Raw genomic sequence first — 26,019 nt, 5'->3', positions numbered from 1 at the left:
GAATGGATCGATGTTCGAACGCGTTTTGTCGTTTCTGAGGGATTTGCCGACCGGCACCGGCGCCCGCGCCAGCGCCGATGATCCGCGCGTGGCAGCCTCGGCGCTGCTCTACCACGTGATGAGCGCCGACGGCGTGCGCCAGGACGTCGAGTGGGAACGGTTCAAGGCAGTGCTGGCGCAGGCCTATTCGGTCAGCGGCAACGAGCTCGACGCGCTGGCCGCCGCCGGCGAGCGCGCCGACAACGAGGCGATCGACCTCTATGCCTTCACCAGCGTGCTGAAGCGCCACCTCGATGCCGAAGGCCGCAAGGCTTTCATCGGCCTGATGTGGGAGATCGTCTATGCCGATGGCGAGCTGCACGAGTTGGAAGACAACACGGTCTGGCGCGTTGCCGAGCTGATCGGCGTCGAACGCCAGGATCGCATCGAGGCGCGCCGCAAGGCGGCGGCCGCGGCGCCGGGGGCCCGTGGAACGTCGAGCGACGAATAGGATCCATCCGCCGATGCCGTCGATGCCGCCGCGTTCGAAGCCGAGAATCCTGATCGTGCTGCATCAGGAGAATTCGAGCCCCGGGCGCGTCGGCCACATGCTTCTCGAAGAGGGCTTCGATCTCGACATCCGCCGCCCGCCGCTTGGCGATCCCTTGCCAGAGACGCTCGACGGCCATGCCGGGGCCGTGGTGTTCGGCGGGCCGATGAGCGCCAATGACGAGGACGAGTTCGTCCGCCGCGAGACCGAGTGGCTTGAGGTTCCGCTGCGCGAGAACCGGCCGCTGCTGGGCATCTGCCTTGGCGCGCAGATGCTGGTCAACCATTTGGGCGGCAAGGTCGAGGGGCATGGCGAAGGGCTTGTCGAGATCGGCTGGTATCCGTTGAAGGCGACGGAAGCGGGCCAGAAACTGATGCGCTGGCCGGAAATGGTCTATCAGTTCCACCGCGAAGGTTTTTCGCTGCCGAGCGACGCGACCTTGCTGGCGACCGCCGAGACCTATCCCAACCAGGCTTTCCGCTACCGCGACAATGCCTGGGGCATCCAGTTCCACGGCGAATTGACCAGGCTGATGATGCAGCGCTGGGTGGTGCGCGGCGCGCACCGCTTCGAATTGCCGGGCGCCCAGCCCGGCCGCGACCATCTCGGCGGCAGGCTGATCTGGGACATGCACCTCAAGCGCTGGCTGGACGAGTTCCTGGTGCTGATTTTCGGCGGCCGACGGCGCGGTCGCGGCACAACCATCCCCTGATGGCGGGTCGTTTAACGCCTGCTAGTTCGAAAACGTCACGCTCACGCCGCGCTGACGAAAATAAGCCTGCATCAATTTGCGGCCCGAGCGGTTGTTCTGCGCCAGTTTGGTGGGATCGAACACCGCCTGCTTCATCCCCTCTCGTGCCAGCGCTGCCTTAAGCGTCGCGATATGGGCATCGAGATCGGCATTGTCGGCCCGCAGCGACACATAGATACTCTCGGTTGCCTCAGCCACGGTCGGTTCGCTCACAGGTATCGTCCTTTGGTTGGTCGGGCGGCGGCTTAGCACAGATTCGCAGCCCGCCGATACCGGTGGACCTGAATTCGATGCCCCGTCAGTTTCGTCCATTGAGGTGCCGCACCCTTCGGAGCGCCGGGAACAGGTAGGCCCACAGGCCGGCAACGGCGATGGCGCCGACGCCGCCGATGACGACGGCCGGCACCGTGCCGATCAGCGCCGCCATGGTGCCGGCGCGGAATTCGCCGAGCTCGTTGGAGGCGCCGACGAAGACCTGATTGACGGCGTTGACGCGGCCGCGGACATGATCGGGGGTCCAGAGCTGGATCAAGGTTTCCCTGATGTAGACGCTGAACATGTCGGTGGCGCCGAGGAAGGCCAATGCCAGGATCGACAGCCAGGCGATGGTCGACAGGCCGAACAGCACCGTAAAGGCGCCGAACGCGGCCACGAAGCCGAGCATGATCAGGCCCGCGTGGTTGCGGATAGGATGACCAGCGAGCCAGATGGCGACACAGATGGCACCCACCCCTGGCGCCGAGCGCAGCAAACCAAGTCCCCAGGGACCGAGTTGCAATATGTCGCGGGCATAGATCGGCAGCAGCGCCGAGGCGCCGGACAGGAGCACGGCGAAGAGATCGAGCGAGATGGCGCCAAGCACGATCTTCTCGCCCCAGATGTAACCGAAGCCGGCGAACAGGGTCTGCATGGTCGGCTTGTCGGTCTCGCTGCGCTGTGCCGGCCTCGGTATGGTGAAGATCAGCAGCCCGGCGACGAGCATCAGCGCCGTGGCCGTGCCATAGGCCACCTCGGCCGATACGCCGTAGAGAAGGCCGCCGGCGACCGGCCCGACGATGGTCGCCGTCTGCCAGGCCGACGAGTTCCAGGCAATGGCGTTGGCGAAATCCCGGGGCGGCACCAGATTGGCGAACAGCGACGACGAGGCCGGTCCGAAGAAGGCGCGGGCGATGCCGAACATGGCGAGCACGATGAAGATTGGCAGCGGGCCACTGATGCCGCGCAGGGTCAGGATGAGCAGCGCGAGCGCGCAGATCGCCTCGAGTAGCACCGCCAGCGCCATGATCAGCCGGCGGCCGAAACGGTCGGCAACGACCCCGGTGACCAGCACCAGGAGTAGCGAAGGCAGGAACTGGACGATGCCGACAAGACCGAGATCGAGCGGGTCACGGGTCAGGTCGTACATCTGCCAGCCGACCGCGACGGAAACGATCATGGTGGCGAATGTGGTGAGGAAGCGCGCCGCCCAATAGCTCAGGAAGGAGCGATGGCGGAACGCGGCATAGCGCTGGTCCGGTGATATCTGTTCGGCGGTCATGGAACGAGGCCCCGTTAGAAGGATGGAGGCCGGCGGGGCACTTCCACGATGGACGCTGGTCCGGCCGGGGAACCCTTTAGCCCAGTTCGACGTATGACGCGCGCAAAAAACAGGTTCTGGATCAAGGATTTTCTGACGTGTTCCATCGAACGCACACGAAACTCACCCGCCAAGACCCGGCGGGACAGGAAAGCCTATCGGGTGTCTCGAAGACCGCATGTCTCCCCCATCGTGCACGCGATAACCTTGAAAGCCGATCCGTGAGCAGCATTCTTTTGGCCTGCCCACTGGCCTGGCCGAAACCTACCAATACATTGGGGTTCTGGCGATAATGTCGAGCGTAACTTCACCCTTATATATCGTCGTCCCTTGTGAATTGAAATAATAGACCATTTTTATGCTGGAATAGTCGAAAAGCGTAGGCGTAACACAGCAATCTTTTTGCTGGAGCCTTTCTATCAATTGTATTTAAGTACTTGCTAAATCATGCAGGGTGCTTACTGGGTTGTTAAGCATTCTCAAAACAGGACTCATCTGGCAATTTTCCCTTGCTAGCCGGCGACATCGGCTACAACCTATGGATACATCAACCGCGCCGGCGGATCGTTGGCATGCTTGGGCGGATGGGCGCTAGGCATGGAGAGGGAAATGGACATTCGCCAAGGCGGCTCCCGCTGGGAGCGTTCCCCTCGACTTGAGGAATTGCGACAGCCGGCAGCAAAGTCGTCGAATGCCTGGACCACAGCCCGGGCGTTTCGTGATCCGCGAAGCTTTTGTCCTCTTCGGATCGTCCCCCGATCGACGGATGAATCGCTGCCGCCGGGGAGCGAGAAGAATAAACCGTGAAACATATAGTCTATTCGGTCATCGCCAGTGTTTTACTGGCGGTCGCCGGCTGCACCACCGACGATCAGACAATCGACACCAGGCCGCAATACGACAAGCAAGGCAATCCCAATTTCGATACGCGAGGCAGATACATTGGCTGCCATGGGATCGGATGCAAAGTCGATGACCCTGGCGATGGGGATCAAAGCATCGACGACAGGCCGCAATACGACAGGCAAGGCAATCCAAACTTCGATACGCAGGGCAACTATCAGGGATGCAATGGCATTGGCTGCCAGGTCGATGCGCCTGACGATGACAATTCATCGGGTGACGACGATTCCGACTGACAGCCACACTCCGCAAAGGAAGAGGAAAACCACCTATGTCTGAATTCGGCGACTTGGTTCGACGGCACGCCAAAATCGTCATGATCGGGCTGGCGGGGTTGATACCGACATCTGCTTTCGCGAACGATGCCTGCGACGGCGTCAAGGTCGAAGTGACGAAGGCGCGCAAACAGGAATATGCACCGCTCGTCGCCTCGGCGATGGACAATAAGTTCAAGCCCGCCCGCGCCAAGTTCATCACCATCTTGGAAAGCGGCAACTGGAGCGCCGCGTATGTCTCCACGCCTGTGAGCGATGACGGCGTGATGTTCTTCCAGACCGTCGACGGAAAGAAGCAGTTTCGTGACGTATGGGGCGGCTATGCCGATCCATCGGAAAAGCCTGGACTGGTATCCTGGGCGAAGAAGCTTGGAGCACCGGAAAAGCTGGCCAGGTGCTTCGCCGAAACCGTTACGGAATGACGATGCCGCTCACCTGCAAAGAGGACGAGAACCGATGAAAACCGCAATTCTGACCACCGCCGTGGTTCTGGCCGTGCCGGCTTTCGCTTTTGCCAAGGACAAGTGCGCCGACGCCAAGGATCAGGCCACCATGAACCAGTGCGCCGATGCTTCGTTCAGGAAATCCGACAAGAAGCTCAACGAACTTTACAAGCAGATCGAAACCCGCCTGAAGGACGACGCGGATACCAAGAAGCTTCTTGTCCAAGCGCAGCAGGATTGGATCAAGTTCCGCGACGCCGAGTGCAATTTCCAGACCGCGGGAGCGGCCCGAGGCAGCGTGGTCCCCATGCTCCTCTCGATGTGCATGGATGGCCTGACGCAATCCCGGGTCAAGGATTTCGACGGTTACCTGAACTGCAAGGAAGGCGATCTGAGCTGTTCCGTTCCGGCAGCGAACTGAGCTTTCCTGCCTGCCTGCAGGCGGGGTGGAAAGTCATTCCTCAGCGCGGCGGAGATGGCGTCGAGCCCCCCTGCAATTGCGCGCTCGCCGTGGAAGAGCGCAAGATCGGGCAGCGACAGGCCGAGGTCGAATAGCTTCTGGTCGGCGATCGAATTTCGGAGAGATTGTAACGGATGCGGTCGTAGCCGTATTCCTCCGGCGCCTCTTTCTCGATCACCAGCCTGGTGTAGTTCATGGCTTCCCCAAGGCCTGTCTGGCACATCCAAGCCACAAAAGCATGAAGCCTGCCAAGACGGACCGCCGGCAGGCCTCAATCAAACCATTGGCTCAGCGCCGGAATGCGCGCTCAGGCCGAGACCTTGGCTTTCCTGCCCCTGGCCGGCGCTTTCGGGGCGACGGCCTTGCGGCCGAGACCGATCGACTTCGCCAGTTCCGAACGCGAGGCCGCGTAATTGGGAGCGACCATCGGATAGTCCGACGGCAAGCCCCATTTGGCGCGGTAGGCGTCCGGCGTCAGGCCGAAATGCACGCCCAGATGACGCTTCAGCGATTTGAACTTCTTGCCATCCTCCAGGCAGATGATGAAATCCGGCGTCACCGACTTCTTGGGATTGACCGCCGGCACGAGCGGCGCCGCCACGGGTACGGCCGGCTGGCCGAGCCCGCTGATCGAAGCGCTGACGCTGGCGATGAGGTCGGCCAGGCCGGAGGCGGGCAGGCGGTTCTTCTCGACGTAAGCCGACACGATATGGGCGGTCAGCTCGAGAAGGTCGATATCCTTGCGAGCGTCGTTGCTGTCGTCGGTCAATCTATTTTCCTCCGTCTATGGCGTATGGGGCCCGAAATCGGCACAGTTTCGGATGGGATGATGCGCAAAGTTAAAGTGCGGCGGCGTCTTTGCACGTCCCTCGCGGTTCGTCGCGATGTAGTGCGCCGGAATTCCTAGTCGGCAAATCTGCGCAATGCAACGACTTGGCCCCGCGTCACACATTATTTTGAATAACTATACTGAACTGTAATATTATCAGACGATCAGGGCCTTGTCTCGCCACAGACGAAATCCGCCTTCGAAGGCGCGTGTGTTGTCGCCGCGCCTGCTGTCGGCGGGCAAATCGTCGAGCTTGTCGACATTGCCGCCGCCGATGACGACATAATCGGGCTGCATGGCGGCGCGCAGCCGGTCGACGACGTCGAAGACGGATTTGCGCCACTTCTTCTTGCCGCGTTTTACCAGGCCGCGCTCACCGACATAGTCCTCGAAGCTCTTGCCCTTCTTGTAGGGAAGATGGGCGAGTTCCATCGGTTGGGCGACGTTGTCGACGATCATCGCCGCACCCAGGCCGGTTCCCAGCCCCAGGAACAGCATGCGGCCGCCTTCATAGCTGCCGATGGCCTGCATCAGCGCGTCGTTGACCACCTTGACCGGCTTGCCGAACTGCGCGGCGAAGTCGAAGCCGGCCCAGCCCTTGCCGAGATTGGCGGGATCGAGCAAGGGCCTGTTGTGATGCACCGGGCCGGGATAGCCCATCGAGACGACGTCGTAGGACAGCCCGTCGGCCAGCGCCGTCACGGCATCGATCATCTGCTGGGGCATCAGATCCGGCCCGGAATCGGCGCGGCGCTCAGCACCGCCTGAGCTGGTGAGTATCTTGACGTGCGAGCCGCCGATGTCGATCGACAGCACGATCGGATCGCCGCTCGCCGCTTTCGGCCTTGCCGCCCTGGCCATGCTGCCCTCTCCCAGCCTATTTCGATGGATTGATCCAGCCGTTCGGCGGCCCGAAGCCGTTCATTGCGGCTGCCGGCCCCCAGGTCTTCGGTTCATAAAGATGTGGCGGCGTGGTGTCGCCGAGCACCGGCCCGACGATGCGCCAGGCGAGTTCGCTGGCGTCCTGGCGGGTAAAAAGCTGGCCATTGCCGTTCATGGCATCGCCGATCAGCCGTTCATAGGGCGGCATATCGCCCTTGCTGTCGTCGAGCGCCGTCAGTTCGACCTGTTCGCCGACCATGTCGTCGCCCGCTGCCTTGCGCTGGGCGCCGATCGAGATCGCCACCTGCGGGTCGATGCGGAAGCGCACATAGTTGGCGTCGTTCGGCTTGATCGGGTCGAAGACATCGAGCGGCGGCCGCTTCAGCCGCACGATCACCTCCGTGGCATGCACCGGCATGTTCTTGCCGGCGCGAATGAAGAACGGCACGTCGCGCCAGCGCCAGGTGTCGACGAGGAAGCGCACCGCCGCGAAGGTTTCGACCGGCGAGTTGGGCGCCACGCCGGGCTCGGCGAGATAGCCGTCGAATTGGCCACGCACGATATCGTCCTTGGTCAAGGTGCGGATCGCGCGCAGCACCTGCACCTTCTCGTCGATCAGGTCGTCGGCGGAACGGCCGACCGGCGGTTCCATCGCCAGCAGCAGGAGGATGTTGAGAAGATGGTTCTCGATCACGTCCCTGACGCAGCCGACCTCGTCATAGAACCGGCCGCGCCCATCGATGCCGAAATCCTCGGCCATGGTGATCTGCACGCTCTCGACGAAATTGCGGTTCCAGATCGGTTCCAGGAAGGAATTGGCAAAGCGGAAATAGAGCAGGTTCTGGATCGCCTCCTTGCCGAGATAGTGATCGATACGGAAGATCGACTGTTCGTCGAACACCAGATGCAGCACCCGGTTCAGCCAGCGCGCCGATTGCAGGTCATGGCCGAAGGGCTTTTCCACCATCAGCCGCGCGCCGCGCGCCGTGCCCGATTGCTCCAGGCCCTGGACCACCGTCTCGAACATGGTCGGCGGCACCGCCATGTAGTGCAGCGGCCGCTGGGCGGTGCCCAGCGCGCTCTTCAGTTTCTCGAACGTGGCCGGGTCGCGATAGTCGCCGCTGACATAGCGCAGCAGCGAAGCGAGCTTGGCGAACACCTTCTCGTCGATCTTGCCGAGCGTATTGACGATGCCGTCGCGCGCGCGGTCCTGCAATTTCCTCAAATCCCAGGCGTCGAAGGCGACGCCGATCACCGGTTCGGTAAGCGTTCCCTTGGCGACCATGGCATAGAGGGAAGGAAATATCTTCTTGTGGGCGAGGTCGCCGGTCGCCCCGAAGAGCACCAGCGTATCGGACCGTTCCGGGCTCATGAGCGCGTCTCCCCTGCCGCCGTCACTTGCCGGCCTTCGGTTTTTCGACATGGCCGCCGAATGCATAGCGCATGGCCGACAAGAGCTTGTCGGCGAATTCGGATTCGCTTTGCGAGGAGAAGCGGTCGAAGAGGGCCGAGGACAGCACCGGCGCCGGCACGCCGGTGTCGATGGCCGCTTTCAGGGTCCAGCGGCCTTCGCCGGAATCGGACACCCGGCCGCCAAACTGGGTCAGGCCGGGATCGCTCTTCAACGCGCCGGCGGTGAGATCAAGCAGCCACGAGCCGATGACGCTGCCATGCCGCCAGACCTCGGCCACTTCGGCAAGGTCGATGTCAAACTGGTAGTATTCGGGGTTCTGCAACGGGCTGGTCTCGGCATCGGCCTCGCGCTTGACCTTGCCGGCATTGCCGGCCTTGAGAATATTCATGCCTTCGGCATAGGCGGCCATGACGCCGTACTCGATGCCGTTATGGACCATCTTGACGAAGTGGCCGGCGCCGCTCGGGCCACAATGCAGATAGCCGAAGGGCGCCGTGCCGGCCGTCTTGTCGGGAGCGGGCGCACCGGCATCCGCGCCGGGCGCCAGCGTGGCGAAGACCGAATCGAGATGCCGGACCGCGTCATCGGGCCCGCCGATCATCAGGCAGTAGCCGCGATCCAGGCCCCAGACGCCGCCGCTGGTGCCGACATCGACATAGTTGAGGCCCTTGGCGGCGAGCTTGGCGGCCCGGTCGACGTCGTCGTGATAGTAGGAATTGCCGCCGTCGATGATGATGTCGCCGGGTTCCATCAGCGCCGCCACCTGATCGACGATCTTGCCGGTGATGGCCGCAGGCAGCATCAGCCACACGCAGCGCGGCTTGGCGAGCTTGCCGACGAATTCCGCCATCGATGCAGCCCCCGAGGCGCCGTCGCCGACCAGGGCCGCGACGCTTGCCGGGTTGATGTCGTAGACGACGCATTCGTGGCCGTCACGCATCAGGCGCCGGACCATGTTGGCGCCCATTCGGCCCAGTCCCATCATTCCGATCTGCATGGTCTCATCCTTGTGTCTTGAAGAGGATCTGCCGGGAAGGATCTACAGTCTGTCCTGTTCACCAATGATGACGGAGAAGTCGACATTCTCCCAATCGCCGCTGCCGGGCCAGAAAAAAGTGAAGATCAGCGTGCTCCCCTCGGGCAGGCCGGCGACCGGCAGATCAGCAACATGGACGCCGAAGGCATTCTCGCTGGTCGCGCTGTCATGCACGGTCGCCCAATTGTCGACGCTCCAATGAACGGTTGCCTTCGCCAAAAGCTCGACGCGCATTGTCTTGCCGGCCGGCATGGAACGGATCTTGTTGTTGAAGCGCCATGTCCGGAACGGCGAGACGGTCCTATTGTCGATATAGCGTTCGACGCCTTGCGGCGGCATGTCGAACACCGCGCCGTCGCGCAGCGAGCGCAGCAGCTTGATATGTTCGGAATGCGCCCAGACCAGCGGCATGGCGCTGCCCGAGGGCTTGCCATGCAGCAGTTCGCGCTCGGGGAGGTCGGCGCCGTCCCAGATCTGCTCCGGCAACAGGCCGCCCGGTCCGGACGAGCCCTCCATCGCCGCCAGCAGCGAGGTCGCCTTGTCCTTGCGTCCGGCCGCCAGCTCGTAATGGGCCCGTTCGCCGGCGAGCAACGGCCAGGGGCGGCCCTGGCCGGTGCCGTCGAATGGCGCGCCGTCCTCGTGCTCGCCATAGCCGTCGCCGGTGTAGCGATACCAGAGCGGCCCCTGCGGCAGTTGCCGGCGCAGCTGCGCGTCGATGACCTTGACCGTGTCGACGATGCGCGGATCGTCGGCTGCCCTGAGGCCAAAGCGCACCAGGGCAAATGCGTCCGGGCTGACGATTTCCTGCGCCGGCCGGTCGGCATCGCCAGGCGGGCGGTTTTTGATCGGCACATAGCCGTCCTTCGGCGAACCGGCCTCGGCGCTGTCGGGCGGTGCGATGCGGACATAGTAACCCGCGACGCCGGTCGCCTCGCAGCCTGCCGTGCCGGTGACATAGGTCCAGCGCTCGACCTGGTCGTTCCAGCCGTCGGCGGTCTCGCGCAGATAGCTTGCTGCGTCCTGCTTGCCGCAGGCCTCCAGCATATCCGCGGCGGCAAGCAGCGCCGCGATCTCAACGGCGAGCGTGAACGGGCTGTAACCGGAATCCTCCTCCCAACGGTCCTCGCCGGTGACGGGTCCATTGCGCACGACATAGGCTGCGGCGCGCTCGATCATTGGCAGGAAGGCCAAAAGCCTGGCGCGCGGCAAATGGCCCTGGCGCCGCAGCGCATCCACCAGCAGCAGAGGAAAGGCGCATTCGTCCATCTGGATGCCCGGCCAATAAGCTGTCCCATCGAGCCAGGCGTTCTGCGGCCAGTGGCCATCCGGCTGCTGGATGGAGCAGAGATAGTCGAGGGTTTGCAGGGCCGAAGCGGCATCGCCGGCGGCGAGAAAGCCGCCCGCCGTCTCGACCAGATCGCGCGGCCAGACCAGATGGTAACCGCCGAGATCGTCGTCGCCCTTGTCGAAGCCCCATGGGATAGACAGGCTGGCGACCGCCGCGCCCGGCATGAGCGATGACCGGTGCGTCGCCAGGACGGCGGTGGAGATCCTGTAGCTGTTCACTCCGGACGCGCCACGGCGGTCCAGCCGCAGCAGGCCAGCCTGCCATTCGCGCCATTGTTCGGCGTAGGACGTCGCCGCCGCCGCGAAACCCTGCCTGAGGCTGGCGAAGGCATTTCGAGCGGCCTCTTCGGACGTCGCCCCGAAGCCCAGCGCCAGTACCGTTTTGGTGCTGTTGGCGGAAAACCCGATTTCGCCGGTCAGCGCTACATTGCCGTCCTCGGCTTGCTGAAAGGCTGGATCGAGCCGACCGGTGTTGCGCAGTTGCTGCCAGCCGTCGGAGACGCCGACATAGCCGGCCGAGCCGTTCCGCCAGGGCAGCGATGAGGCCAGCGCAAGGCAAGTGCCGCGGCCCGAGGCGAACAGCACAGGCTCTCCCTCATGGTCGCCGACCCAGGCGGTGTTGCCCATGCCGGCATTGACCAGATGCGGCGCCAGCAAGGCGTGGACGCGGTAGTCGCCCGGCGCGCCCTTGAGCGGCGTGAAGGTGATCTCCTGCAGCAAGGTGGGTCGTGCAGGGTCGGCCAGGATACGCTTCTCGATCCGGTAGGCGCCGTCATCAGCGGTGTTGACCAGCCTGTAGGCTGGCACGCCTTCTTCGAACGGTTCGATGCCATGCGAGGCATCACGTTTTTCTTCCGAGAAATATCCGTTCGGGCCGGTGACAATCAGGCCGAGGTCGCGGGTGCAGGCACTGTCGACACCGGGATAGTAGATCTCGTTCAGGATGCCATGGCTGAGCGTGAACCAGACGCGGCTCGACGGCGAAAGCGCCGCGCCGACGCCGCTTTTGGCGCTTGACGTCCAGCGCGCCGGAATTCCCGGAGCCCCCGGGGGAACGATCGGCGTCACTGCCATACGTCTGCGGCCTCCTGCCCGCATGCCTAGCCCATCCACCGAAGCCTTTTCAATCGTCGCACCGCAATGTGATCAGCGGCATCTTATGGATTGCAGTTGACAGCTCGCCGGCCTTCTGCACTTTTGTCTGACAATAGATAAAAAACAGGTACGCAAGCGCGATAGTCACCAGCAGCCATCAAGACCAGCAACTCGGGAGGAGTATGACATGAAGAAACTGTTCGTCCTGGGCACCCTTGCAGCGGTGCTCGCAGCCGGTACGGCGTTTGCCGACACCAGCGGCAAGAAGATCGCTTTCTCCAATAATTACGCCGGCAATTCGTGGCGGCAGGCGATGCTCGACAGCTACAACGCCGTCACCAAGAAGGCGGTGGCCGACAAGGTGGTCGGGGCCGCCGATGTCTTCACGACGGCCGACAAGGAAGTGCCGACCCAGGCAGCCCAGGTGCAAAACCTGATTCTACAGGGCTATGACGCCATCGTCATCAACGCCGCCTCGCCCGACGCGCTGAACGGTGCCATCAAGCAGGCCTGCGACGCCGGCATCGTGGTCGTTTCCTTCGACGGCATCGTCACCGAACCCTGCGCCTACCGCGTCGTCGTCGACTATAAGGACATGGGCAAGCAGGAAGTCGAGCATATGGCCAAGTTCCAGCCCAAGGGCGGCAACCTGCTCGAGATCCGTGGCCTCGCCGGCACCTCGATCGACGACGCCATCCATGCCGGCATCCTCGAAGGCGTGGCCGCCCATCCCGAGTTCAAGATCGTCGGCTCGGTGACCGGCGACTGGGACCAGACGACGGCGCAGAAGGCGGTGGCGACCATCCTGCCCTCGCTGCCCGAAATCGTCGGCATCGTCGACCAGGGCGGTGACGGCTATGGCGCCGCGCAAGCCTTCGCCGCCGCCGGCAAGCCGCGCCCGACCATCATCATGGGCAACCGCCAGGACGAGCTGAAATGGTGGAAGGAACAGAAGGAAAAGGACGGCTACCAGACCTGGTCGGCCTCGATCGCGCCCGGTGTCTCGACGCTCGCCTTCTGGGTGGCGCAGCAAGTGCTCGATGGCCGCAAGGACATTCCGCACGACCTGCTGGTGCCGTATCTCGCCTTCACTCAGGACGATTTCGAGGCCGCTCTGCCGAAGATCAAGGAGGGCGGTGTCGCCACGCACGAATACACACAGGAAGATGCCATCGCGGCCATCAAAGCCAATATCAAGTGAATGTCGCACACGCGTTGCCGTGCACATCGCCGACCGGATATCGTTGAGCATGCCTGAAGGGAACGCGGACATCATCAGACTGAGCGGCGCCGAAAAACACTTCGGCGCCGTTCGCGCGCTTGGCGGCGTCGACTTCACTGTCGGGCCCGGCGAGTGCGTCGGCCTCGTCGGCCACAACGGCGCCGGCAAATCGACGCTCATGCACATGGTGGCGGGCACGCTGACACCCGACAGCGGAACGATCGGCGTGCATGGTGAGGCCGAGGAGAACTACTCGGTGTCGCGGGCACAGCAGCTCGGCATACGCTGCGTGTTCCAGGAATTGTCGCTGTGCCCCAATCTCAGCGTCGCCGAGAACACGCGCATCAACCACGCCTCGCTCACCGGCTTCGGCTGGCGGCGCAAGGCGGCCGAGCTGATCACGGCCAAGCTGGACGAAATCTTTCCCGACCATGGCATTTCGGCGGCCGACATCGCCGGTGACCTTTCAATCGGACGGCGACAGATGGTGGAGGTGGCGCGCGCGTTCACGCTGACCCGCGAGCCGCTCCACCTGGTCATCCTCGACGAGCCGACGTCCTCGCTCGACGCGCACACGGCGGGGCAGTTGCTTGCCTTCGTGCGCCGCTTCGTCGCGTCGGGTGGGAGCTGCATTCTCATCTCCCACGTGCTGGGCGAAGTGCTGCAGAACGCCGATCGCATCGTCGTGATGCGCGACGGCAAGGTTGTCGGCGCCGACGCGGCGAACGCTTTCGACCGCGATAGGCTGGTCGCCACCATGGGCGGCGCCGAAGGACATCGGAGGACCGCCACCGAAATCCGGAAAGCCGAGGCCGGCCCGTTGCGCGTGCGCGCCCGGCCGGCGCGGCAGCAGGACGGCAAGGAGCTGGTGGCCCGCGCCGGCGAGATCATCGGACTTGCCGGCCTGGCCGGCCATGGCCAGACCGACCTGCTGCTGGCGATCTTCGCCGCGGCATCGCGCGCCAAGGCCGGCGTCGAGGTCACCGCACCGGTGGCGCTTGTGGCCGGCGACCGCCAGGCGGACGGCATCTTTCCGCAGTGGTCGATCGCTGAAAATATCGGCATCCGCTCGCTGGCTCGGCTGCGCAACGGGCTGCTGATCTCGCCGCGGCGAGAGGCCGAACTGGCCGGGTTCTGGCAAAAGAAGATCGGCATCCGCACGCCGGATATGAACAACAACATCTTTTCGCTGTCGGGCGGCAACCAGCAGAAGGCTTTGTTCGCCCGGGCTCTCGGCTCCGACGCCGGGATCGTGCTGATGGACGACCCGATGCGCGGCGTCGACATCGGCACCAAGCTCGAGGTTTACGATCTCGTGCGCGAGGAGGCCGGCAAGGGCCGCACCTTCCTCTGGTACACCACAGAAACGGAAGAACTCGACAATTGCGACCATGTCTATGTCTTCAAGAACGGCCGCATCGTCGCCAATCTGACGCGCGACGAGCTGACGGAAGAAAAGATCATCCAGTCCTCCTTCGGCGACGCGGCCTGAGATGACGGCCGTCTCTGTTCAAAACGGTTCGAAGACCTTTGGGAGCGGGGCGGCACGCGCCCGCCTACTGCGTGGGCTGCTGCCGGCGCTGTCGCTGGTGCTGGTGCTGCTCGCCATCGCCTGGCTCAATCCGCGCGCCATCAGCTATTTCGGCTTCGGCCTGATGCTCAACCTGGCGATCCCGATCGCGCTGGCGACGATCGCGCAGATGTTCGTCATATCGGGCAACGAGCTCGACCTGTCGATCGGCACCTTTGTCGGTTTCGTCGGTTGCGTCACCGCGACGTGGTTGAAGGACGCACCGCTCATCGGCGTCCTCATCCTGCTCGGATCGATCGGCGTCTATGCGCTGCTCGGCGCGCTGATCCACCTGCGCAATTTGCCATCGATCGTGGTGACGCTGGGCATGAGTTTCGTCTGGCAGGGGCTGGCCATCCTGGTGCTGCCCAAGCCGGGCGGCAAGGCGCCGGACTGGCTGCTGGCGATCATGGCGTTCAAGCCGCCCTTTGTGCCCTTCCCCATCATCGCGGCGCTGCTGATTGGCCTCATCGTCCATTTCGGCCTGATGCGCACCTCCTATGGCGTGATCCTGCGCGGCTCGGGCGGCAACCCGGCTGCGCTCAAACGTGCCGGCTGGTCGCTGCTCAAGACCAAGGTCGTGTTGTTCGCGCTGACGGGTCTGTTCGGCGTGCTGTCCGGCATGGCGCTGATCGGCATCACCACTTCGGCCGATGCCAATATCGGCAATGGCTACACGCTGCTTTCGATCGCCGGCGTCATCCTCGGCGGCGGCGAATTCGTCGGCGGCCGCGTGTCGCCGATCGGCGCGGTAATCGGCGCGCTGACGCTGGCGCTGGCGGCATCGCCGCTGCTTACCTTCATGCACATCCCGCCCGACTGGCAGGTGGCGGCCAACGGCGCCATCCTGATCATCGTGCTGGCGGCGCGGGTGCTGATCAGCCGTAAGGAGAGGTAAGCGATGGCGCTGGTTAGATCGCTGGTTGTCAAACCCTGGATCTGGTCGTTCGTCGGCGCGCTTGTGGTGTGGCTGGCGACCATCGCTTTCACCGGCGGCTATGGCGCCGGCGGCATGGTCACCGCCGCGCTGTCGCTGGCCGTGTTCACCGTCATCGTCGGCGTCGGCCAGATGTTCGTCATCACGCTTGGGCCGGGCAATGTCGACCTGTCGCTGCCGGCCAATATCGGGCTCGCCAGCGCGGTGGCCATGAAGGTGATGGGCGGCAGCGATGCCATGATCGTGGTCGGGCTGCTGGCCGCGCTTGCCTGTGGTGCCGCGATCGGTGCCGTCAACTATCTGCTGATCTGGGCGCTGCGAATACCGCCGATCATCGCCACTTTGTCGGCGAGCTTCATCATCCAGTCGGTCGACATCAGCTATGGGCGCGGATTGCAGATCAAGCCGCCGCCGGGCTTTGCCGATTTCGCCAACCGGCAGGTTCTCGGCATTCCGGTGCTGGCGGTTCTCACCGTGCTGTTTACCATCGGTGCGGCCATCGCCTTGCAGCGCATGATCTATGGCCGCTCGGTGCTGGCGATAGGCCAGAACATCCGCGCCGCCTGGCTCGCCGGCGTCAATGTCGGCCGCGTCCGTTTCCTCACCTACACGCTGTCGGGCGCGCTCGGCGGCATCGACGGCGCGCTGCTCGCCGGTTATTTCCGCGGCGCCAATGTCGATATCGGCAACGAGTATTTGCTGGCTTCGATCGCCGTGGTGGTCATCGGCGGCACCTCGGTGGCCGGCGGCAAGGCCAATGTCCCCGGCGTCTGGGGCGCAGCACTGTTCCTGGTGCTGCTTTTGACCATGCTCAACACATTCGGCGTCAGCGCCGGCGTGCGCCTGCTCTTGACCGGGCTGATCATCGTCGGCGTCATCACGGCGGCCGGCGGGGAGAAGGCGGTGCGGTGATATTCGCCTCACTTCAACCGCAACTCGCCAGCGTGCCGCCCTACAGCCTGTCCTGACAAGTCTTGTGCCAGTGCGACACGCGGTTCCCATTCGCGGCGCAGCCTAGTAAACCTCCGGATCGCAGCCGGTGTCGGGAGGGTCAACTTGTCCAATTTTGTCAGCGTCGCCAGGGACAGCGACGTCGCCATCGTCACCATCGACAACCCGCCGGTCAACGCGCTGAGCTTTCATGTCCGCGAACCACTGATGCACGCGCTGGCTGCCTTGCGTGACGACGCATCGGTCGGAGCCATCGTCGTCGCATGCGCGGGCCGGACCTTCGTCGCCGGCGCCGACATCACCGAATTCGGCAAGCCCGTGCAGCAGCCCGAGCTGCGTGCCATCATTGGGACGCTGGAAACCATCGCCAAACCTACGGTCGCCGCCATCCACGGCACCGCGCTGGGCGGCGGGCTGGAGCTGGCGCTCGGCTGTCACTTCCGCGTTGCCGATGCCGACGCCAGGCTCGGCCTGCCCGAGGTGAAGCTTGGACTGCTGCCGGGCGGCGGCGGCACGGTGCGGCTGCCGCGCCTCGTCGGCGCGATCAAAGCGCTCAGGATGATCGTTTCCGGTGCGCTGGTCGGTGCTGATGAGGCGCATGAAGCCGGACTGGTCGATGCTGTGTTCGAGAGTAACGTGATCACGCATGCCGTGAACTTCGCCAGGGAGATCGCTCGCAAGGGCGGGCCGTTCACGCCGGTGCGCGATCGCGATGACGAGATCAAGAAAACCGAGCTGGCCGCTTTCGATGCCGAGGCGGCGGATCTCGCCAGGAAGGCGCGCGGCCTCGACGCACCGATCGCTTGCGCGCAAGCGGTGCGCAACACCGTCACGATGTCGTTCGAGGAAGCTCTGGCTGCCGAACGCGCGCTGTTCATGAAGCTGGTTGCCGGCGATCAGTCGCGGGCGCAGCGGCATCTGTTCTTCGCCGAGCGTGAAGCCGCAAAGATCCCGGGCAAGGACCTTGTCCGGTGCAGGATCGCCCGCGTCGGCGTCATCGGCGCCGGCACGATGGGCGGCGGCATCGCCATGGCCTTCGCCAATGGCGGTTTTCCAGTCACCTTATTGGAGACCAGCGAGGAAGCCTTGCAGCGCGGGCTCGGCATGATCGACAAGAATTATGCCGTCTCCGTTTCGCGCGGCTCCTTGACCGAAGATGCCAGGCGCCAACGCCTCGCTCAATTCAAGGGCTCTACCGACTATTCCGACCTCGCCGATTGTGACCTGATCATCGAGGCGGTGTTCGAGGACATGGCGGTCAAGAAGGAGGTGTTCGGCAAGCTCGACGCCGCGGCCAAGCCGGGCGCCATCCTTGCCACCAACACCTCTTATCTCGATATCGACGAAATCGCCGCCTCGATCTCGCGCCCGCAGGACGTGCTCGGCCTGCACTTCTTCTCGCCGGCCAATGTCATGAAGCTGCTGGAAATCGTGCGGGCCGACAAGACCGCGCCGGACGCGCTGGCGACAGTTGTCGACATGGCGCGCAAGATCGGCAAGGTGGCCGTCGTCGTCGGCGTCTGCCATGGGTTCGTCGGCAACCGCATGCTGGCCGCGCGCGGCTCCGAATCGGAAGCCTTGCTGCTGGAAGGCGCGACGCCCAGCCAGATCGATAACGCCTTCACCGATTTCGGCTGGCCGATGGGGCCGTTCCAGATGGGCGATCTCGCCGGCCTCGACATTGGCTGGCGCAACCGCAAGGCGCGAGGCCAGACGGCCGTGATCGCCGACATGTTGTGCGAACAGGGGCGTTTCGGCCAGAAAACCGGCCGTGGGTTCTATCTCTACGAGAACGGGTCACGTATGCCGGTCCCGGACCCGCAGGTCGAGACGTTGATCCGCGATAAGGCAGCCGAGAAGGGCATCGCGCCGCGCGAAATCAGCGCGGAAGAAATCATCGAGCGCACGCACTATCCACTGATCAACGAAGGGGCGAAAATCCTCGAAGAAGAGATAGCCGCCCGCGCCTCCGACATCGATGTCATCTGGGTCAACGGCTATGGCTTTCCCATCGGCAAGGGCGGTCCGATGTTCTGGGCCGGTCTGGAAGGCGCAACCAGGATCGTCGAGCGGTTGGAATATTGGCATCAGCGGACAGGCAAGGATGTTTTCAAGCCGGCGCGGCTGCTGAAACGGATGGCCGAGACCGGCTCCTGGGAGGCTGGCGCAAGACCCTGATAGAAAGGTGGTCGAAGGCCGTTGGACTTATCTTATCCGCGCGTCGATGATTTCGACGAAGCGAGCGAAGAGACCGGCCTGCGACTTGATCTTGAGCTTGCGATAGATGTTGCGGCGATGGACCTTCACCGTCCCCGGCACGATGCGCATGGCCCGGGCGATTGATTCGGTGGAATGCCCTTGCAGCACCAGATCGACGACATGCTTTTCGCGCGGCGTCAGGGACAGGCTCTTCCAGATATGGGCGCGATCGAACTCGTTGACCGCCGCCAATGCATCGTCTTGCCCGGCCTCGGCCGGCTCGTCGGCGGGAAGGGCGGGCCAGCGCAATCGGGCGAAGGCGACCACCGCCGGCGCCATGTCGCGCAGCAGTCTGGCGTCGGCGGTCCCGAACGGACCTGAAGCGCGCAACCGCATCAGCGACAGCACCAGCGCATCCTTGCCCGGCAGCGGTACGAAGAAGCCGACCTCCTCGGCCAGCCTGGTCTGGCTGTAGTAGGAGCGAAAATATTCGCTGGCGTAGAAGCGGTCGGGCGCCAGCTCGCGCATGCGCCAGAACCCTTCCTTGCGTTCGACCGCCGCGTGATGGAACGGGTCGAGCAGGTATGGGCCTTCCTGATAGAGCGCGACGAAGACATGGCTCTCGGCCGACGAGAAGGTCTCGAACAGCAACGGCGGACGGGCAGCGCCGCGGTAGCCGAAGATCACGCAATGATCGAAGTCGACGTGCTGCCGCAGCCAAGCGACCATCGCCCTGCCGAAGACGTCGCCGCTCGTCTCCCGCGTCGCCGCGACCAGCGCGGCGAGCTGGCTGTAGTCGTCGCTGCGGGACATCCAATACCCCCTTAAACAAGAAAATAGGTCAGATATACCACCTGCGAGGTATATACTAGTTGCCATTGGCTCTGGTAGCGTCCCGAAATCGCATCGTCCTGTCGCTGGAGCCCGCAGCCTTGACCGCAGTGCCCGACATCGAGTTTCGCGGCGTCACCAAGCGCTATGGCGCGGTGACCGCGGTCAGCGGCATCGATCTGGCCGTGCCGCCCTCCGCCTTCGTCGCCCTGCTCGGACCATCCGGCTGCGGCAAGACGACCTGCCTGCGCATGATCGGCGGCTTCGAACAGCCGAGCGAGGGCAAGGTGCTCATCCGCGGCCAGGACATGGCCGACACGCCGCCCTACAGGCGGCCTGTCAACATGGTGTTCCAGCAATATGCACTGTTCCCGCATCTGGACGTGAACGACAATGTCGCCTACGGGTTGCGCCAGGCACGACCGCGGCTGTCGTCGCGCGAGATCGGCCTGCGGGCAGGCAAAGCGCTGGAAATGGTGCGACTCGCCGGTTATGGCGGCCGCAAGGTCCACGAACTGTCCGGCGGCCAGCAGCAGCGTGTCGCTCTCGCCCGCGCGCTGGTCAACAAACCGGCGGTGCTGCTGCTCGACGAGCCGCTGGCGGCGCTCGACAAGAAGCTGCGCACCGACATGCAGATCGAATTGCAGAACCTGCAACGCGAGATCGGCATCACCTTCGTGCTGGTGACCCACGACCAGGAGGAAGCGCTGTCGATGAGCGATTTCGTCTGCGTCATGAATGGCGGCCGCATCGTTCAGCTTGGGCAGCCGAGCGAGATTTATGACGAACCGGCCGACCTGTTCGTCGCCGATTTCGTCGGCAAGACCAATCTCTTGAGCGGCGCCGTCGCAGGGCATTCGGGCGATCTGGTGGATGTGAAGCTGGCCGATGGCACCGTCATCGCGGCGCGCAAGCGGGTGGATTTGCGGCAGGGCGAAACCGTTTCGGTCAGCCTGCGTCCTGAATCGCTCAGTCTCGGTGGCCCGACTAGCGGCCCGCTCAAGGGCATCGTCCGCAACCGGATCTTTCTGGGCTCCACGGCGGAATACGCAGTCGAGGTCCAGGGCATCGGAACGCTGCTGGCCAAGGCCGACCACATGATCGGCCAGGGCAATCTCTTTAAGCCGGGTGAACCCGTCGCCATCGGCTTTGCCGCCGGAACGCCGTTGGCGTTCGCGGATCCAAAGAACAACGGGACCAACCAGAGGGTAGAAAAACATGTCGAAATCATATCGTGACGGACTGCCGATAAGCCCCGAGAATTTCGTCGACCAGCTAATGCGCCTCAAGCGCGGCTCGATCGGCCGCCGCGACTTCCTTGGCCTCACCGGCCTCGGCATCGCGACGGCGGTGATGGCGCGCGAGATCGGCATCATGCCGACGCCGGCCTTTGCCGCCGAGAACCTCGGCGACCGCATGTCGATTGCCACCTGGCCCAACTATCACGACCCGCAGACCTTCGAGAATTTCAAGAAGGACACAGGCGTGGCCGTCGAGGTCAACGTGTTCGGCTCGAATGAGGAGATGCTGGCCAAATTGCAGGCCGGGGCGTCGGGCTGGAGCCTGTTCGTGCCGACCAATTACACCATCTCGACCTACAAGAAGCTCGGCATCATCGAGCCGTTGGACATGGCTAAGCTGCCGAATTTCGACGGCACGCAGGAAGACCCGCGCTTCACCTCGGAAGGCACGATCGACGGCACGATCTACGCCGTGCCGAAGAATTGGGGCACGACAGGATTTGCCGTCAACACCAAGAAGCTGACCAAGCCGATGACGAGCTGGAAGGAATTCTGGGACACCGCCATGACCGAGGGCGACGGCCGCACTATGGTGCACGACTATCAGCTGACCACCATCGGCAATGCGCTGAAATATTACGGCTACTCCTTCAACTCGCTGAAGCAGGACGAACTCGCCAAGGCCGAGGAATTGCTGCTCAAGGTCAAGCCGCATCTGTTCGCGGTGTCTTCCGACTACCAGCCGGGCATGCGCGCGGGCGATGCCTGGATGACGATGTGCTGGACCAATGACGGTGCGCAGCTCCATCGCGACATTCCGGAGATCGCCTATGTGCTGGGCAAGGAAGGCGGCGAGATCTGGACCGACTTCTACGCCATCCCGAAGGACGCGCCGAACAAGCCGGCCGGCTACGCCCTGCTCAACTATTTGATGAACCCGCAGGTCGCGGTCAAGGAACACCTCGCCAACGGCGCGCCCTCGACCGACGCGCGCGTCAACAAGCTGCTGCCGAAGGAAGTGCTGGACAATCCGATCCTCTATCCGGCGGCCGACCTGTTGACGCCGCTGGAATTCGGCGCTGCTGCAACGCTGACCGATCCGGGCCGCGCCGAGCTGATGGCGCGCTTCAAGTCGGCTTGAGCCAGGCGGGCAACAAATCCCATTCGAGACAACTTGACCGGCGGGCCCAGACCCGCCGGCACCGGGGCAATCCTTCGATGCGCGGCATTCGCAAAAATCTGCTGACGGCCATGCTGCTCGGGCCGGCGGCCGCCTGGCTCGTCGTGTTCCTGGTGCTGCCGTTCATGGCCATCGCCGTCTTCAGCGTCGGCGAGCGGGCGCCGGAGGGCGGCTATCAGGCGGCCTTCACCCTGGCGCAATATGCCAATCTTCCGGCGCGGGCGACCGCGTTCTGGAACACGATGGTGCTGGCTCCGGTGGGCGCGCTCGCCTGTCTGCTCGTGGCCTATCCCGTCGCCTATTACCTCGCCCTGCGGGCGCCGCAGCGCTGGCGGTTGATCCTGCTCGCGCTGGTCGTCATACCGTTCTGGACCAGCCTTTTGATGCGTACCTATGCCTGGATGTACATTTTGGGTGGACGCGGCATCCCGGCGCTGCTCGCGCTTGCCGGCATCGAGGACGTCAGGCTGATCAACACGCCGGGCGCCGTCCTGCTCGGCATCGTCTATGGCTATCTGCCGCTGATGATCCTGCCGATCTATGTCAGCCTCGAGCGGCTCGATCGCCGTCTGCTGGAGGCCTCCGCCGATCTCGGCGCGACGCCGCTCTCCACTTTCTTGGGCGTGACCTTGAAACTGTCGCTGCCCGGCGTGATGACCGGCTTCTCGCTGGTGATGATCCTGCTGCTCGGCGAATACCTGATTCCGACGCTGCTTGGCGGCGGCAAGGTGTTCTTCATCGGCAATGCGCTGGTCGACCTGTTCCTGCAGTCGCGCAACTGGCCGTTCGGATCGGCCATCGCGATCACGCTGGTGCTGGTCTCGGTCGTGGTGCTGATTGCCGCCAACCGCATCTCGACCCGCGTCTCGGGCGCCCGCCGGGTGGATCTGATCTGATGCGCGCCTTCGTCATTGCCGTCTTCGTCTTCCTCTACCTGCCGATCGCACTGGTCGTGCTGTTCTCCTTCAACGCCGGTCACCACGCCAGCGAGTTCACCGGTTTTTCGGTGCAATGGTACGGCAAGGCGCTGGCGAACCCATTCCTGGTCGAGGCGCTGAAGAACAGCCTGTTCATCGCCACCACCAGCGCCTTGCTGGCGGCGGTGTTCGGCACCGCGGCCGCGCTCGGCCTGGCACGCGTCGGGGTGCGGACCCGCGCCGTCTTCGACGCCTTGCTTGGAGCCGCAATCGTCGTTCCCGGCGTCGTCATCGGCATTTCGACACTGGTCGCACTCGTCCAGCTGTTCGCCGTCGTCAATCCGTTCCTCGCCTCGATCTGGCCGGACGATCAGCCGCCGCGCCTGTCGCTCGGCTATGGTTCGATCATCGCCGCGCACGGCCTGTTTTCGATGGCGCTGGTGACGATGATCGTCGGCACGCGGCTGGGCAGCCTTGATCGCAACTTGGTCGAGGCATCCAGCGATCTCTACGCCACGCCGCTGACGACGTTCCGTTCCATCGTCCTGCCGCAGATCTTGCCGGCGGTGGTCGCCGGCTTCCTGCTCGCCTTCACCTTCTCCTTCGACGATTTCATCGTCGCCTTCTTCGTCGCCGGCGCGCAGACGACGCTGCCGATCTATGTCTTTGCGTCGATCCGGCGCGGGGTGACGCCGGAGATCAATGCCATCGCGACGATCGTGCTCGTCGCCTCCGTCCTGCTCGTGGTGCTTGCCCAATGGCAGCTGCGCCAGCGCAAGCCGTCAAACTAAAGGTCGCATCATGATCCTCGAAGACCGCATCGCCGTGGTGACAGGCGCCGGTTCCGGCATCGGGCGCGCCGGCGCCATGATCATGGCCAGGGAAGGCGCGGTGGTCGTCATCGCGGACAGGGATCGGACCAGCGGCGAGGCGACGGCTTCGGATATACGCGCCGCGGGCGGCCGGGCGGAGGCGGTCGCCACCGACGTCTCGGACGACAATGCGGTCGAGCAGCTCCTTGCCGGCACGCTCAACCGGCATGGGCGCATCGACATCCTGCACAATCATGCCGGCATCCAGGTCGGCGGCACGCTGACCGAGGTCGAGGTCGGCGGCATGGATGCCTCCTGGCGGGTCAATGTGCGGGCGCAGTTCCTGGCGGCAAGGATCGTCATGCCATCGATGGTCGCGCAGGGCGGCGGCGTCATCCTTAATACGGCTTCGAATTCAGGCGTGTTCTACGACCGCGAGATGATCGCCTATGCGACCTCGAAACATGCCGTGGTGGCGATGACCAGGCAGATGTCGCTCGACTATGCCCGCCACAATGTGCGCGTCAACGCGCTCTGCCCCGGCTGGGTCGACACGCCGTTCAATGGACCGTTCATCGCCCAGATGGGCGGACGCGAGGCAATCGAAGCCTATGTCCGCACCAAGATCCCGATGGGCCGCTGGGCCAGCGCCGAGGAGATCGCCGAGGCGATCCTCTTCCTCGTGTCCGATCGGTCATCCTTCATGACCGGCCAGGCGTTGGTGATCGACGGTGGCGAAAGCATCGGCTGAATCAGCCGTCTGGGCCTTCGGCCGATTGGTGAAAAGCGCCGTCGCCTGCGCGTTCTGGGCCAGAGCCGCGGCGCCGGCCGGCAGCGCCGAAATCAACTCTGACCGACAGTTCGGACCATGGTCCGACCGGCATGGGACTTCAGTACCACAGCCGTTCAAAAACGTCGATTTCTGTTGGATATCAATCAGTTGCCGTACCGACAGGTTGCCCCTTCTCTCTTATTGAGACAGTCTTTGTCTAAAGTTTACTGCGCATAATTAGCGGCTTCTCATACGAACTTACCATAGCAGCGGGCGCAGAGCGGCGTTTCCCCAGGAGACTGACATGACAAACCGGAAAACTGTGTTGGCGGCGCTAGCCGCACTGGCGCTTCTGGCGTCTCCGGCACTGGCCGGCAATGGACACGGCGGAGGCCATGGTGGTGGTCACAGCGGCGGCAATGGCAATGGTGGCGCCCACGGCAACAGCGGCGCTACGCACGGTAAGTCCTCGTCGGCCCGCGGGCAGGTAGCCAAGGCGACAAGGGACGCAACGATCACGGTCGATACGAAGACAAAGGTTTCGTCCCTGCCCAAGGAAAAGAACCTCCACGCCAAGCTCGGCCGGCTGAACTCGCTCCAGCGCAACGTCAACGCCTATATGAATTCCAAGAGCAGGAAATTCGCTGCGCTTCAGGCTTTCGTGACGCAGTCGGCAAAAGCCAAGGTCGCACAAACCCAGCTGGACGTCCTGAATTCACAGCTGGACGCGCTGACGTCGCTGACGCCGGACCAGATCGCCGCCATGACCCCCGAGGAGCAGGCGGCCCTGCCTGGACAGATATCGGCTCTGCAGGACCAGATCGACGCCCAGCAGGAAGTGGTCGACGCGGCGGCGGTCGGCACCGACCCGGCCGCACTCGACGCGGCGTTGACCGATATGGCCAACAAGCCCGTCGACGCCGAGGTCACCGCTTGGGCCCAAGGCGTCCTTGCCGGCAAGATCGACGAGACGGCCGCTGCCATGCAACCGACGCCGTAGCATCGCCAGCGACAACGGGGCAGCCGGCCTCACACGTGTTTGCGGCCAATCGCTTCGTGGCCGATGCGTTGTCCGATCACCTTAAGCTGCGGCGGCTGTCGGCATCTATACCGGTGGCCGCCAATGTCTTTCGGCTGCGGCAATCGCTGCGCGAACGTCTGAAAGCACTCGACCAGCTCGAAAGCCGGCAGTATTAGGTTACTGCCGATCTGCTTCGCGTCCATCTGCGGCTCTCGCAAACTGCGACCGCAAGCGGCCGGCCGCGGCGCTCCCGCGCCGTTCGGCATGATCAGCCGGCCGGAATGAAGAGGAAATAATTGACGCGTAAAGTCAGCCCGACCATCGCGCTGTTCCCCGAAGCAGGCTTCGGCGCGGCGCTGAATTGCGTCGGCATCGCGCGGGCCGTGCGGGGCCCCGCCTTCATCTTCCATGCCGGCCTTTCCGGCGTCTTTGCCGACAAGCTGCCGGCGCGCTTCATCGTCAATGTCGGCGGCCTGCGCGACGCTTACCGAGCGGTGCCCGACAATGTCTATCTCGGCGCCTGGTTTCCGCAGTCCTCGGCGGTGGCGAAGTTGGATTTGTTCATCCACCACGGCGGCAACACCGGCTTTTGCGAGGCGTTGCGCTTCTGTGTGGCGTCGCTGATCATGCCCTATTGCCGGGACGGCCACGACAATGCACCTCGCGCCGAAGAGACCGGCACCGGCGATCATATCGGCCGTGACGGCTGGACCGAAGGAGGATTGGAGAGAGCCATTCCCGGCCTGCTGGCCGACCACGCCATGCGCGCCCGCCTCAAGGGAAATGCAGCCAGATGGCGCTGACACCCAGAACGTGGCCGCGCAAG

The 26,019-nt window shown here is 63.9% G+C and carries 26 protein-coding genes and 1 pseudogene; 17 read left to right on the top strand and 10 right to left on the bottom strand.

Features of this window, described 5'->3' with window-relative positions:
* The first annotated feature begins 10 nt into the window (after positions 1-10).
* Complete coding sequence (locus tag FJ953_RS26540; RefSeq protein WP_140492633.1) at positions 11-490, top strand: TerB family tellurite resistance protein; 480 nt, start codon at positions 11-13, stop codon at positions 488-490.
* A gap of 22 nt (positions 491-512) precedes the next feature.
* Positions 513-1,241 (top strand): glutamine amidotransferase, encoded by a 729-nt coding sequence (locus FJ953_RS26535; RefSeq protein WP_140492630.1) that lies wholly within the window; start codon positions 513-515, stop codon positions 1,239-1,241.
* 21 nt (positions 1,242-1,262) lie between these two features.
* Here FJ953_RS26535 and FJ953_RS26530 read toward each other — a convergent pair whose 3' ends face one another.
* Both FJ953_RS26530 and FJ953_RS26525 read right to left on the bottom strand, forming a co-directional pair.
* Positions 1,263-1,493, bottom strand: coding sequence for a hypothetical protein (locus tag FJ953_RS26530; RefSeq protein ID WP_140492627.1), 231 nt, complete (start codon positions 1,491-1,493; stop codon positions 1,263-1,265).
* An 85-nt stretch (positions 1,494-1,578) separates the two neighbouring features.
* On the bottom strand, positions 1,579-2,817 hold the full coding sequence (locus FJ953_RS26525) for an MFS transporter (RefSeq protein ID WP_140625405.1): 1,239 nt from the start codon (positions 2,815-2,817) through the stop codon (positions 1,579-1,581).
* 842 nt (positions 2,818-3,659) lie between these two features.
* On the opposite strand from FJ953_RS26525, the gene FJ953_RS26520 reads away from it, so the two are divergent.
* From FJ953_RS26520 to FJ953_RS26510, 3 genes are read left to right on the top strand one after another with little or no spacing between them, the layout of a single operon-like run.
* Entirely contained in the window at positions 3,660-3,995 is a 336-nt protein-coding gene (locus FJ953_RS26520) for a hypothetical protein (RefSeq protein ID WP_140625404.1), read from the top strand.
* A 35-nt stretch (positions 3,996-4,030) separates the two neighbouring features.
* Positions 4,031-4,456, top strand: coding sequence for a hypothetical protein (locus FJ953_RS26515; RefSeq protein ID WP_140554826.1), 426 nt, complete (start codon positions 4,031-4,033; stop codon positions 4,454-4,456).
* Between the two features lie 34 nt (positions 4,457-4,490).
* Positions 4,491-4,898: a lysozyme inhibitor LprI family protein gene (locus FJ953_RS26510; protein WP_140625403.1), complete on the top strand. Its 408-nt coding sequence runs from the start codon at positions 4,491-4,493 to the stop codon at positions 4,896-4,898.
* Positions 4,899-4,938: 40 nt separating this feature from the next.
* Here FJ953_RS26510 and FJ953_RS26505 read toward each other — a convergent pair whose 3' ends face one another.
* From FJ953_RS26505 to FJ953_RS26480, 6 genes are all read right to left on the bottom strand, one after another.
* Positions 4,939-5,133: a hypothetical protein gene (locus FJ953_RS26505; RefSeq protein ID WP_246674906.1), complete on the bottom strand. Its 195-nt coding sequence runs from the start codon at positions 5,131-5,133 to the stop codon at positions 4,939-4,941.
* A gap of 111 nt (positions 5,134-5,244) precedes the next feature.
* On the bottom strand, positions 5,245-5,706 hold the full coding sequence (locus FJ953_RS26500; protein WP_140492615.1) for a MucR family transcriptional regulator: 462 nt from the start codon (positions 5,704-5,706) through the stop codon (positions 5,245-5,247).
* A gap of 216 nt (positions 5,707-5,922) precedes the next feature.
* A complete protein-coding gene (locus FJ953_RS26495) occupies positions 5,923-6,627 on the bottom strand; it encodes an ROK family protein (RefSeq protein ID WP_140625402.1) in 705 nt (234 codons plus the stop codon).
* Between the two features lie 16 nt (positions 6,628-6,643).
* Complete coding sequence (gene zwf / locus FJ953_RS26490; protein ID WP_140492609.1) at positions 6,644-8,020, bottom strand: glucose-6-phosphate dehydrogenase; 1,377 nt, start codon at positions 8,018-8,020, stop codon at positions 6,644-6,646.
* A 22-nt stretch (positions 8,021-8,042) separates the two neighbouring features.
* The gene (gene gnd / locus FJ953_RS26485; protein ID WP_140625401.1) at positions 8,043-9,059 is read right to left on the bottom strand and encodes a phosphogluconate dehydrogenase (NAD(+)-dependent, decarboxylating); all 1,017 of its coding nucleotides are present in this window, start codon (positions 9,057-9,059) and stop codon (positions 8,043-8,045) included.
* A 42-nt stretch (positions 9,060-9,101) separates the two neighbouring features.
* Positions 9,102-11,519 (bottom strand): glucan 1,4-alpha-glucosidase, encoded by a 2,418-nt coding sequence (locus tag FJ953_RS26480; protein ID WP_140625400.1) that lies wholly within the window; start codon positions 11,517-11,519, stop codon positions 9,102-9,104.
* Between the two features lie 208 nt (positions 11,520-11,727).
* On the opposite strand from FJ953_RS26480, the gene FJ953_RS26475 reads away from it, so the two are divergent.
* The 5 genes from FJ953_RS26475 (at position 11,728) to FJ953_RS26455 (ending at position 18,398) form a co-directional block, all read left to right on the top strand.
* The gene (locus FJ953_RS26475; RefSeq protein ID WP_140492600.1) at positions 11,728-12,741 is read left to right on the top strand and encodes an ABC transporter substrate-binding protein; all 1,014 of its coding nucleotides are present in this window, start codon (positions 11,728-11,730) and stop codon (positions 12,739-12,741) included.
* Between the two features lie 49 nt (positions 12,742-12,790).
* Complete coding sequence (locus FJ953_RS26470; RefSeq protein ID WP_140559251.1) at positions 12,791-14,254, top strand: sugar ABC transporter ATP-binding protein; 1,464 nt, start codon at positions 12,791-12,793, stop codon at positions 14,252-14,254.
* A gap of 1 nt (position 14,255) precedes the next feature.
* On the top strand, positions 14,256-15,230 hold the full coding sequence (locus FJ953_RS26465) for an ABC transporter permease (protein ID WP_140625399.1): 975 nt from the start codon (positions 14,256-14,258) through the stop codon (positions 15,228-15,230).
* A 3-nt stretch (positions 15,231-15,233) separates the two neighbouring features.
* Positions 15,234-16,181, top strand: a complete 948-nt coding sequence (locus FJ953_RS26460) for an ABC transporter permease (RefSeq protein WP_140625398.1) — start codon at positions 15,234-15,236, stop codon at positions 16,179-16,181.
* A gap of 144 nt (positions 16,182-16,325) precedes the next feature.
* Positions 16,326-18,398, top strand: coding sequence for a 3-hydroxyacyl-CoA dehydrogenase NAD-binding domain-containing protein (locus FJ953_RS26455; RefSeq protein WP_140625397.1), 2,073 nt, complete (start codon positions 16,326-16,328; stop codon positions 18,396-18,398).
* Positions 18,399-18,425: 27 nt separating this feature from the next.
* On the opposite strand, the gene FJ953_RS26450 is transcribed toward FJ953_RS26455, so the two are convergent.
* Positions 18,426-19,232: a LuxR C-terminal-related transcriptional regulator gene (locus tag FJ953_RS26450; protein ID WP_140513972.1), complete on the bottom strand. Its 807-nt coding sequence runs from the start codon at positions 19,230-19,232 to the stop codon at positions 18,426-18,428.
* Between the two features lie 119 nt (positions 19,233-19,351).
* Between FJ953_RS26450 and FJ953_RS26445 the strand changes: the two genes are divergently transcribed.
* The 6 genes from FJ953_RS26445 to FJ953_RS26420 all read left to right on the top strand — a co-directional run bounded on the left by FJ953_RS26445 (position 19,352) and on the right by FJ953_RS26420 (position 25,172).
* Positions 19,352-20,488 carry an ABC transporter ATP-binding protein gene (locus tag FJ953_RS26445; RefSeq protein WP_140513973.1) on the top strand — a complete coding sequence of 379 codons (1,137 nt, stop codon included), beginning with the start codon at positions 19,352-19,354 and terminating at the stop codon, positions 20,486-20,488.
* Positions 20,469-21,632: a spermidine/putrescine ABC transporter substrate-binding protein gene (locus FJ953_RS26440; protein ID WP_140492580.1), complete on the top strand. Its 1,164-nt coding sequence runs from the start codon at positions 20,469-20,471 to the stop codon at positions 21,630-21,632. The genes FJ953_RS26445 and FJ953_RS26440 overlap by 20 nt, the downstream gene beginning before the upstream one ends.
* 77 nt (positions 21,633-21,709) lie before the next feature.
* Positions 21,710-22,567, top strand: coding sequence for an ABC transporter permease (locus FJ953_RS26435; protein WP_140524649.1), 858 nt, complete (start codon positions 21,710-21,712; stop codon positions 22,565-22,567).
* Positions 22,567-23,379: an ABC transporter permease gene (locus FJ953_RS26430; protein ID WP_140625396.1), complete on the top strand. Its 813-nt coding sequence runs from the start codon at positions 22,567-22,569 to the stop codon at positions 23,377-23,379. The genes FJ953_RS26435 and FJ953_RS26430 overlap by 1 nt, the downstream gene beginning before the upstream one ends.
* 10 nt (positions 23,380-23,389) lie before the next feature.
* On the top strand, positions 23,390-24,151 hold the full coding sequence (locus FJ953_RS26425) for a glucose 1-dehydrogenase (protein WP_140580185.1): 762 nt from the start codon (positions 23,390-23,392) through the stop codon (positions 24,149-24,151).
* A gap of 325 nt (positions 24,152-24,476) precedes the next feature.
* Positions 24,477-25,172, top strand: a complete 696-nt coding sequence (locus FJ953_RS26420; RefSeq protein WP_140580186.1) for a hypothetical protein — start codon at positions 24,477-24,479, stop codon at positions 25,170-25,172.
* Positions 25,173-25,201: 29 nt separating this feature from the next.
* On the opposite strand, the gene FJ953_RS30625 is transcribed toward FJ953_RS26420, so the two are convergent.
* A complete protein-coding gene (locus FJ953_RS30625) occupies positions 25,202-25,396 on the bottom strand; it encodes a hypothetical protein (protein WP_181167274.1) in 195 nt (64 codons plus the stop codon).
* Between the two features lie 222 nt (positions 25,397-25,618).
* Here FJ953_RS30625 and FJ953_RS26410 point away from each other — a divergent pair.
* Positions 25,619-25,996, top strand: a pseudogene (locus FJ953_RS26410) (nucleotide disphospho-sugar-binding domain-containing protein); the annotation flags it as partial.
* Positions 25,997-26,019 lie beyond the last annotated feature (23 nt).

The organism is Mesorhizobium sp. B2-3-6, assembly GCF_006442305.1.
In the GTDB taxonomy this organism is placed as follows: domain Bacteria; phylum Pseudomonadota; class Alphaproteobacteria; order Rhizobiales; family Rhizobiaceae; genus Mesorhizobium.
Note: the sequence above shows the minus strand (reverse complement) of the source record. Positions and strands in the feature narration are given on the sequence as shown.

Coding starts and splice junctions, on each gene's coding strand:
- FJ953_RS26540 (WP_140492633.1), top strand. CDS start 11: ATGTTCGAACGCGTTTTGTCGTTTCTGAGGGATTTGCCGACCGGCACC.
- FJ953_RS26535 (WP_140492630.1), top strand. CDS start 513: ATGCCGCCGCGTTCGAAGCCGAGAATCCTGATCGTGCTGCATCAGGAG.
- FJ953_RS26525 (WP_140625405.1), bottom strand. CDS start 2,817: ATGACCGCCGAACAGATATCACCGGACCAGCGCTATGCCGCGTTCCGC.
- FJ953_RS26515 (WP_140554826.1), top strand. CDS start 4,031: ATGTCTGAATTCGGCGACTTGGTTCGACGGCACGCCAAAATCGTCATG.
- FJ953_RS26510 (WP_140625403.1), top strand. CDS start 4,491: ATGAAAACCGCAATTCTGACCACCGCCGTGGTTCTGGCCGTGCCGGCT.
- FJ953_RS26505 (WP_246674906.1), bottom strand. CDS start 5,133: ATGAACTACACCAGGCTGGTGATCGAGAAAGAGGCGCCGGAGGAATAC.
- FJ953_RS26495 (WP_140625402.1), bottom strand. CDS start 6,627: ATGGCCAGGGCGGCAAGGCCGAAAGCGGCGAGCGGCGATCCGATCGTG.
- zwf (WP_140492609.1), bottom strand. CDS start 8,020: ATGAGCCCGGAACGGTCCGATACGCTGGTGCTCTTCGGGGCGACCGGC.
- gnd (WP_140625401.1), bottom strand. CDS start 9,059: ATGCAGATCGGAATGATGGGACTGGGCCGAATGGGCGCCAACATGGTC.
- FJ953_RS26480 (WP_140625400.1), bottom strand. CDS start 11,519: ATGGCAGTGACGCCGATCGTTCCCCCGGGGGCTCCGGGAATTCCGGCG.
- FJ953_RS26475 (WP_140492600.1), top strand. CDS start 11,728: ATGAAGAAACTGTTCGTCCTGGGCACCCTTGCAGCGGTGCTCGCAGCC.
- FJ953_RS26470 (WP_140559251.1), top strand. CDS start 12,791: ATGCCTGAAGGGAACGCGGACATCATCAGACTGAGCGGCGCCGAAAAA.
- FJ953_RS26465 (WP_140625399.1), top strand. CDS start 14,256: ATGACGGCCGTCTCTGTTCAAAACGGTTCGAAGACCTTTGGGAGCGGG.
- FJ953_RS26460 (WP_140625398.1), top strand. CDS start 15,234: ATGGCGCTGGTTAGATCGCTGGTTGTCAAACCCTGGATCTGGTCGTTC.
- FJ953_RS26450 (WP_140513972.1), bottom strand. CDS start 19,232: ATGTCCCGCAGCGACGACTACAGCCAGCTCGCCGCGCTGGTCGCGGCG.
- FJ953_RS26440 (WP_140492580.1), top strand. CDS start 20,469: ATGTCGAAATCATATCGTGACGGACTGCCGATAAGCCCCGAGAATTTC.
- FJ953_RS26435 (WP_140524649.1), top strand. CDS start 21,710: ATGCGCGGCATTCGCAAAAATCTGCTGACGGCCATGCTGCTCGGGCCG.
- FJ953_RS26430 (WP_140625396.1), top strand. CDS start 22,567: ATGCGCGCCTTCGTCATTGCCGTCTTCGTCTTCCTCTACCTGCCGATC.
- FJ953_RS26425 (WP_140580185.1), top strand. CDS start 23,390: ATGATCCTCGAAGACCGCATCGCCGTGGTGACAGGCGCCGGTTCCGGC.
- FJ953_RS26420 (WP_140580186.1), top strand. CDS start 24,477: ATGACAAACCGGAAAACTGTGTTGGCGGCGCTAGCCGCACTGGCGCTT.
- FJ953_RS30625 (WP_181167274.1), bottom strand. CDS start 25,396: ATGGACGCGAAGCAGATCGGCAGTAACCTAATACTGCCGGCTTTCGAG.